Annotated in this window: 5 protein-coding genes; all 5 read left to right on the forward strand. The window is 64.3% G+C overall.

Annotated elements, in window-relative coordinates:
- The first annotated feature begins 5 nt into the window (after window positions 1-5).
- Entirely contained in the window at window positions 6-2195 is a 2190-nt protein-coding gene (locus DOM32_RS17175) for a TRAP transporter permease (RefSeq protein WP_110636879.1), read from the forward strand.
- A gap of 317 nt (window positions 2196-2512) precedes the next feature.
- A complete protein-coding gene (gene fdnG / locus DOM32_RS17185) occupies window positions 2513-5512 on the forward strand; it encodes a formate dehydrogenase-N subunit alpha (RefSeq protein ID WP_244179968.1) in 3000 nt (999 codons plus the stop codon).
- A 9-nt stretch (window positions 5513-5521) separates the two neighbouring features.
- Entirely contained in the window at window positions 5522-6460 is a 939-nt protein-coding gene (gene fdxH / locus DOM32_RS17190) for a formate dehydrogenase subunit beta (protein ID WP_110636885.1), read from the forward strand.
- A complete protein-coding gene (locus DOM32_RS17195) occupies window positions 6457-7104 on the forward strand; it encodes a formate dehydrogenase subunit gamma (protein ID WP_110636887.1) in 648 nt (215 codons plus the stop codon). Before fdxH ends, DOM32_RS17195 begins: the two co-directional genes overlap by 4 nt.
- Window positions 7088-7856, forward strand: a 769-nt coding sequence (locus DOM32_RS17200) for a formate dehydrogenase accessory protein FdhE (protein WP_110636891.1), incomplete at its 3' end; no start/stop codon positions are given. The genes DOM32_RS17195 and DOM32_RS17200, both read left to right, overlap by 17 nt.

The raw sequence follows: 7856 nt of genomic DNA on the forward strand, positions 1-7856 counted from the left end.
GACATATGTCCGAACAGAAGAACACGATCTCCACCGATGGGCCGGAAGATCCGTCGGTCAAGGAGGCGCTGGAGAAATTCGATCGCGAGAGCCTGGTACGAGACAGGCTGCCGCGCGCGGTGGTCCAGTTCGTCATGGCGGTATCGGTGCTGCTGGCGCTATTTCACCTCTACACTTCGTTTTCGGGGCCACTGGTCGATGTCGCGCAGCGCAGCATCCACCTCTATACCCTGCTGGGCCTGGCCTTCATTCTCTATCCGCTGACCCGCAAGGGCGCACGGGATCGCGTGCCTTGGGGCGATGCCATCGTGGCGTTGATCGCCTTCGGGATCGGCGTCTACATGCTGATGGTGTCGGACCGGGTCATCGCTTCGGCAGGGCGCATCAATAATGTCGACATGGTCGTCGGCCTCGTGGCGATTCTGCTGGTCCTGGATGCGACCCGGCGCGTCACCGGCTGGGGGCTGACCATCCTGGCCACGCTGTTCCTGATCTACGGCTTCTATGCCAAGCTCTCTTTCTATCCGCAGTTGAACGAGGCGATCGTGCTCGCCACCTGCAAGCAGATCGTCTCGCACCTGGTCTATATCACCGAGGGGCTGCTGGGGACGGCGATCGGGGTTTCGGCGAGTTACATCATCCTGTTCATTCTGTTCGGCGCCTTTCTCGGCAAGTCCGGACTGGGACAACTGTTCAACGATCTGGCGCTGGCGATCGCCGGGCATACCCGCGGTGGGCCAGCCAAGGTGGCGGTCATCGCCAGCGGCTTCCTGGGCTCGATCAACGGTTCGGCCATCGCCAACGTGGTGACGACGGGTGCCTTCACCATTCCGCTGATGAAGAAGACCGGCTACAAGCCGAACTTTGCCGGCGCGGTGGAAGCGGCCGCCAGCGTCGGCGGACAGATCCTGCCACCCATCATGGGAGCGGCGGCGTTCATCATGGCCGAGGTGCTGGCCGTTCCTTATACCCAGGTCATTCTGGCCGGCATCATCCCGGCACTGCTGTTCTATCTCGGGGTGCTGTTCCAGGTGCATCTGCGCGCCATGCGCAACGGGCTGGAAGGCATTCCCCGTTCTCAGCTGACCCCGCTCAAGGAGGTCATGCTCAAGCGAGGCCACCTGCTGATACCGATGGCCGTGCTGCTGTGGTTGCTGTTCGAGGGGCGGGCGCCGTTCTTCGCGGCGTTCTGGTCGATCGCGGCGACGGTACTGATCTGCGGCACGCGCCGCGTCACCATCGGGCTCAGCCTGGTCCTGGCGCTGTTGATCTTCGAACCGCAGCTGCGCGCGCTGCTCGGCGGCCATGCGATGCCCAACTTCCCGGCCAGCCGCTGGATGCTGTTCGTGATCATCGCGATCCCGGTAGCGGTCAACGCGATGCGCGCCAGGCTGGGCATGGTGGCGGAGAAGATGGATGTCGCCGATTGTCGCGATGCCATGCACGACGGGGTGCGCAACGCAATCCCCGTGGCGGTGGCGTGTGGCGCGGTGGGTATCATCGTGGGGATCGCCACGTTGACCGGTATCGCGCTGGAGGCAGCGGACGCGGTGGTGACGCTGGGCCAGCAGATACCGATTCCGATGATCCAGCTGCTGGTCACGCTGTTCTTGACCATGATCGCGTCGATCGTGCTCGGCATGGGGCTGCCCAGCATTCCGACCTATATCATCACCAGCACCATGGCCGCGCCGATTCTGCTCAACCTGCCGATGTTCCGCGAGCTGGCCGGCAGCAACGAGACGGCGATCTTCGTGGCGCACATGTTCGTGTTCTACTTCGGGCTGTTCGCCAACCTGACGCCGCCGGTGGCCCTGGCCGCCTACGCCGGTGCCGGCATCAGCGGCGGGTCGCCCAACGCGACCGGCTTCCAGGCGATGAAACTGGCGATCGCCGGCTTCGTGGTGCCGTACATGTTCGTGTTCGCGCACAGCATGCTGATGATCGACGCGACGCTATGGAACACGCTGTGGGTCATCGTGACCGGCCTGGTCGGCGTGCTGCTGCTGGCCGTCGCGGTCGAGGGCTATCTGCGGCGACCGCTCAATCCGTTCTGGCGGATACTGGCGGCGATCGGCGCGTTGGCGTTGATCTTCCCGGGGATGACCAGCGATATCGTCGGCGCGGTCATTACGGTCGTGCTGTTCCTGCTGGCCAAGGCGAAATCGGAGACCACGCCGGCCCGCACGGCATAGCGTCCCGAGCCTTCGGGCCCTGATGACGCCCGCTCTCCTTGCGAGGAGAGCGGGCGTTTTTCGTTCGGGGCCACGAGTCGGGGTCGCGACATCGGGGTGGCATCGGCGCCGTCACGTTCGGGTATGGTCATGAGCGACGATTTGTCTAGAGTTCACGGCAGCATCCGTCGCCGATGTTTGATATAAGATAATCAAGGCACCCGTCGGTAGAGGTGCCGGTTAATGACCGATGAGGATGATACATGTCGATCAATGTCACTCGGCGCCAGTTTTTCAAACTGGGCGGGGCGGGATTGGCGAGCTCGAGCCTGGCGATGATGGGGTTTGCCCCCGAACCTGCCGAAGCCTCGATTCGCCAGTTCAAGCTGACCCATGCCAAAGAGACGCGCAATACCTGCACCTACTGCTCGGTGGGTTGCGGTATTCTGATTTACAGCAAGGGCGATGGTGCCAAGAACGTCGAACAGAACGTCTTCCATATCGAAGGCGATCCGGACCACCCGGTCTCGCGGGGTTCGCTCTGCCCGAAAGGCGCCGGCCTGCTCGACTTCGTTCACAGCAAGGGACGTCTCGAATATCCGCAGGTGCGTGAAGCGGGCACCAGCGAATGGAAGCGGATCAGCTGGGACGAGGCGCTGACCCGAATCGCCCGGCACATGAAGGACGATCGCGACGCCAACTTCGTCCAGCGCACGGCACACGGCGAGACGGTCAACCACTGGACGACGACCGGATTCCTGGCGGCGTCGGGTTCTTCCAACGAAGCCGGCTACATCACCCACAAGGTGGTGCGCAATCTCGGCATGGTGGCGTTCGACAACCAGGCGCGCGTCTGACACGGACCGACGGTGGCAGGTCTTGCCCCAACATTCGGTCGCGGTGCCATGACCAATCACTGGGTCGACATCCGCAATGCCAATCTGATTCTCTCGATGGGCGGCAACTCTGCCGAAGCACACCCCGTGGGCTTCCGCTGGGTTACCGAGGCCATCGAACATAACAAGGCCGAGTTGATCACGATCGACCCGCGCTTCACCCGTACCGGCGCCGTGGCGCAGGACAAGGCGTTCATCCGTACCGGCACCGATATCGCGTTTCTAGGCGGCCTGATCAGCTATCTGATCGAGACCGACCAGATTCAGCACGAGTACGTGTTGAACTACACCGACGCGGCGTTGATCGTTCGCGAAGGGTATGGTTTCGAGGATGGCCTGTTCTCGGGCTACGACGAGTCGACGCGCAGCTACGACAAGCAGTCGTGGATGTACGAGATGGGCGACGACGGTTTCGTCCGTCGCGACGAGACGTTGCAGGATCCGCGCTGCGTCTATCAGCTGCTGCGTGAACACTACGCGCGTTACACCCCGGCCATGGTCTCGAGCATCACCGGTATCGCGGTCGAGAACATCCAGCGCATCTGGAAGAAGATCGCGGCGATGGCGGTCCCCGACAAGACCATGACCATTCTCTACGCGCTGGGGTGGACACAGCACTCGATCGGCTCTCAGATCATCCGTACGGCCGCGATGGTGCAGCTGTTGCTGGGCAACATGGGCATGCCGGGCGGCGGCGTCAACGCGTTGCGCGGGCATTCCAACATTCAGGGGCTGACCGATCTGGGCCTGCTTTCCCAGTTGCTGCCGGGCTACATGACGCTGGCCAACGCCAAGGAGCAGGATTACCGCGCCTATATCGACAAGCGCACCAAGCAGCCCACCGTCGAAGGCCAGGTTTCCTACTGGAAGAACTACGAGAAATTCCACGTCAGCCTGATGAAGGCGTGGTACGGCGATGCCGCCAACGAAGCCAACAACTGGTGCTTCGACTGGCTGCCCAAGCTCGAGCGGCCGCTCTACGACATTCTCGATACGTTCGAGCGCATGTCCAAGGGCGAGCTCAACGGCTACTTCTGCCAGGGGTTCAACCCGTTGGCGTCGTTCCCCAACCGGGCCAAGGTGACCAAGGCGCTCTCTTCCCTGAAGTATCTGGTGGTGATGGATCCGCTCAACACCGAGACCAGCGAATTCTGGAAGAATTACGGCGAGTACAACGATGTCGACTCCAGCCGGATCGACACCGAGGTGTTCCGCCTGCCGACCTGTTGCTTCGCCGAGGACGAGGGATCGATCGTCAACAGCGCCCGCTGGCTGCAGTGGCACTGGTCCGCGGCACCGCCGCCGGGAGACGCGCGACCGGATACCCGCATCATGGGCGAGCTGTTCCTCAAGCTGAAGCAGCTCTATCAGGAGGAAGGCGGCGTCTTCCCGGACCCGATCCTCAATCTGACCTGGGATTACCGGATTCCGGCCGATCCGAAGGCGGACGAACTGGCACGCGAGTTCAACGGGCGCGCGCTGGAGGATCTTACCGACGAGCAGGGCAACGTGACCCGGCGCGCCGGTGAGCAGCTGGCCGGTTTCGCCGAGCTGACCGCCGACGGGCGCACCGCGGCGGGCTGCTGGATATTCACTGGCTGCTGGACCGAAGCCGGCAACCAGATGGCAAACCGCGACAACTCGGACCCCTACGGCACCGGCAATACGCTGGGCTGGGCATGGGCCTGGCCGATGAACCGGCGAATCCTCTACAACCGGGCCAGCGCGGACGTCCAGGGACGCCCCTGGGGGGCTGACAAGGCGTTCATCTGGTGGGACAGCGAGCAGGGCGCCTGGGTCGGCGCGGACGTGCCGGACTTCCCGACCAATTCGCCGCCATCGCAGGGGCAGATGCCGTTCATCATGCAGCCGGAAGGCGTCGGTCACCTGTTCGCCGGGCAGAGCATGGTCGATGGCCCGTTCCCCGAGCACTACGAGCCGTTCGAATCGCCGGTGCCCCAGAACCTGCTGCATCCGGGCAAGGAGAAGGCGCGCAACAACCCGGCCGCGCGCATCTTCGAGGAGGATCGCGAGGCGCTGGGCACGCCCGAGGAGTTCCCGCACGCGGCGACGACCTATCGTCTCACCGAGCACTTCCACTTCTGGACCAAGCATGCCGAGCTCAATGCCGTCGTGCAGCCGCAGCAGTTCGTCGAGATCGGCGAGGCGCTGGCCGACGAGATCGGCATCGCGGCGGGCGACTGGGTGAAGGTCTCTTCCAAGCGGGGCTTCATCAAGGCCGTGGCGGTGGTGACCAAGCGTCTTCGCCCGATGACGATCGGCGACAAGCAGGTTCACCATGTGGGGATTCCGCTGCACTGGGGATTCACCGGGGTGGCCAAGAAGGGCTATCTGGTCAATGCCCTGACGCCGTTCGTCGGCGATGCCAACACCCAGACACCGGAATACAAGTCGTTCACCGTCCGCGTCGAGAAGGCTTGAGGAGCGTATATGGACAATTCCCAGAACATTATCGCCCGCTCCGCCACCACGACGACGCCCCCGCAGGTCCGGGGGCATGTCGACGAGGTCGCCAAGCTGATCGATGTCTCCAAGTGCATCGGTTGCAAGGCGTGTCAGGTGGCGTGCATGGAGTGGAACGACCTGCGCGACGATGTCGGCGAGTGCCACGGCACCTATGACAACCCTACCGACCTGACCTCGGAATCCTGGACCGTGATGCGGTTCAGCGAGTACGAGACGCAGGAGGGCAACCTCGAATGGCTGATCCGCAAGGATGGCTGCATGCATTGCGCCGAACCGGGCTGTCTGAAGGCTTGCCCGGCCCCCGGGGCGATCGTGCAGTACGCCAACGGCATCGTCGACTTCGACTCCAACCACTGTATCGGCTGCGGCTACTGCATCACCGGGTGCCCGTTCGATATCCCGCGAATCTCGCCCAAGGATCAGAAGTCCTACAAGTGCACCCTCTGTTCCGACCGGGTCAACGCGGGAATGGAGCCGGCGTGCGTCAAGACCTGCCCGACCAACTGCATCGAGTTCGGCACCAAGGAGGACATGCTGGCGCGGGCGGAGAAGCGGGTGGGCGATCTCAAGGAGCTCGGCTTCCGCGACGCGGGTATCTATGATCCGGCCGGGGTCGGCGGCACGCATGTCATGTACGTGCTGCATCACGCCAATGATCCCAATCGCTACAGCGGGTTGCCCAAGGATCCGCGCATCTCGCCGCTGGTCGGGGCGTGGAAGGGCGCGACCAAGCCGATCATGTCGGCGATCATCGGTATCACTGCGTTCGCGGGCGTGATCCATTACATGACCAAGGGGCCGAAGGAGGAGCCGGAGGAGCACGCGGGGCATGGGCAGGACGACGCGCCACCGCCTCATTCGCTCGGCTACGATGCCACCCGTCCGCGGGGAGAAGACCGATGAAGATGCCACGCGATCGTCTGATTCGTTATTCGCCGCTGGATCGCGCCAACCACTGGACCATGGCGATGGTCTTCGTGCTGTTGGCGCTCTCCGGACTGGCGTTCTTCCATCCGGCCTTCTTCTTCCTCAGCCATACGCTGGGCGGGCCGGTCTGGGCGCGGATCCTGCATCCGTTTCTCGGGGTGGTGCTGGTGCTGCTGTTCTACGCCATGGCGGCGCGGCACGTGCGGCGCAACCTGCTCGGCGAGAACGATGTCCAGTGGGTGCGCCAGATCGGCGACGTGGTCGACAACCGCGACGAGAAGCTGCCGCCCATCGGCAAGTACAACCCGGGCCAGAAGCTGGTCTACTGGGCCCTGGTAGTGTCGATCGCGGTACTGCTGATCAGCGGCGTGATCATGTGGCGGCCCTGGTTCGCCGGCTATTTCCCGATCCCGCTGATCCGCTTCGCCAGCCTGCTCCACACCGTGTCAGCATTCGTGGCCATCGTCACCATCGTGGTTCACGTCTATGCGGCCATCTGGGTCAAGGGCTCGATTCGTTCCATGACCCGAGGCTGGGTGACCCGCGCCTGGGCGCGCCATCACCACGGCCTGTGGGCCCGCGAACAAGAGGAGGCGCAGCACCGTGAGCAGCAACCCTGACAACGAAAGCGAGCCGGCTGGCGCCGGCGCGCACGCCTTTGGCCAGGCGCCCCCGTCACCGGGGGCGCCACCCATGGTCGGTCTGCCCTCGCGCAAGCTGTTTGCCGAGCGCGCCCGGCGGCTGCGTCAGCTGGCCGAGCGTGTCCCGGCGATGGCGGCCTACCTGCAGTTCATGGCAATGGTGGTCGAGGCGCAGCACCGAATCGTTCAGCAGCCGCGTCCGGCGTTGACGAGCGGGGCGGAGCTGGCGATGCGTCATGGCATTCCACCCTTGTCGATCGACGGCCTGTGGCGGGACATGTCGTGGCACGACGATCTCGAGGCGTTGCTGGAGGAGCTCGACGCGCAGGTGGTAGAACCGCAGCGAGGCTGGTTCGAGGCGTTGCGCCGGCTTCCGCAGACGGAGCGTGCCGAGCTGGCCCACGCCATGCTCGAGGGCCGGCCGCTGTCGCTGGAGCAGCGTGCCATGGCACCGCTGATGGGCGCCGCGCTGCAAGTCGCCTGGACGCGTCAGGCGCGGATGCTGCCCGCCACGCCGCCCAGACCGGCAGGCGTGACCAGCGGCCTGTGCCCGTGCTGCGGGGCTCCTGCCGTCGGCAGTCTGATCCAGATCGGCATGACGCGTTCCCGGGTGCGCTACCTGCAGTGTGGCCTGTGTGCCAGCGAGTGGTACGCCGAGCGCGCCAAGTGCGCACAGTGCGGTGACAGCAAGACACTGGACTACAGCGGGCTCGAGGACGAGCAGGGCGAGC

It is taken from the genome of Salinicola salarius, from assembly GCF_003206135.1.
Lineage (GTDB): Bacteria > Pseudomonadota > Gammaproteobacteria > Pseudomonadales > Halomonadaceae > Salinicola > Salinicola salarius.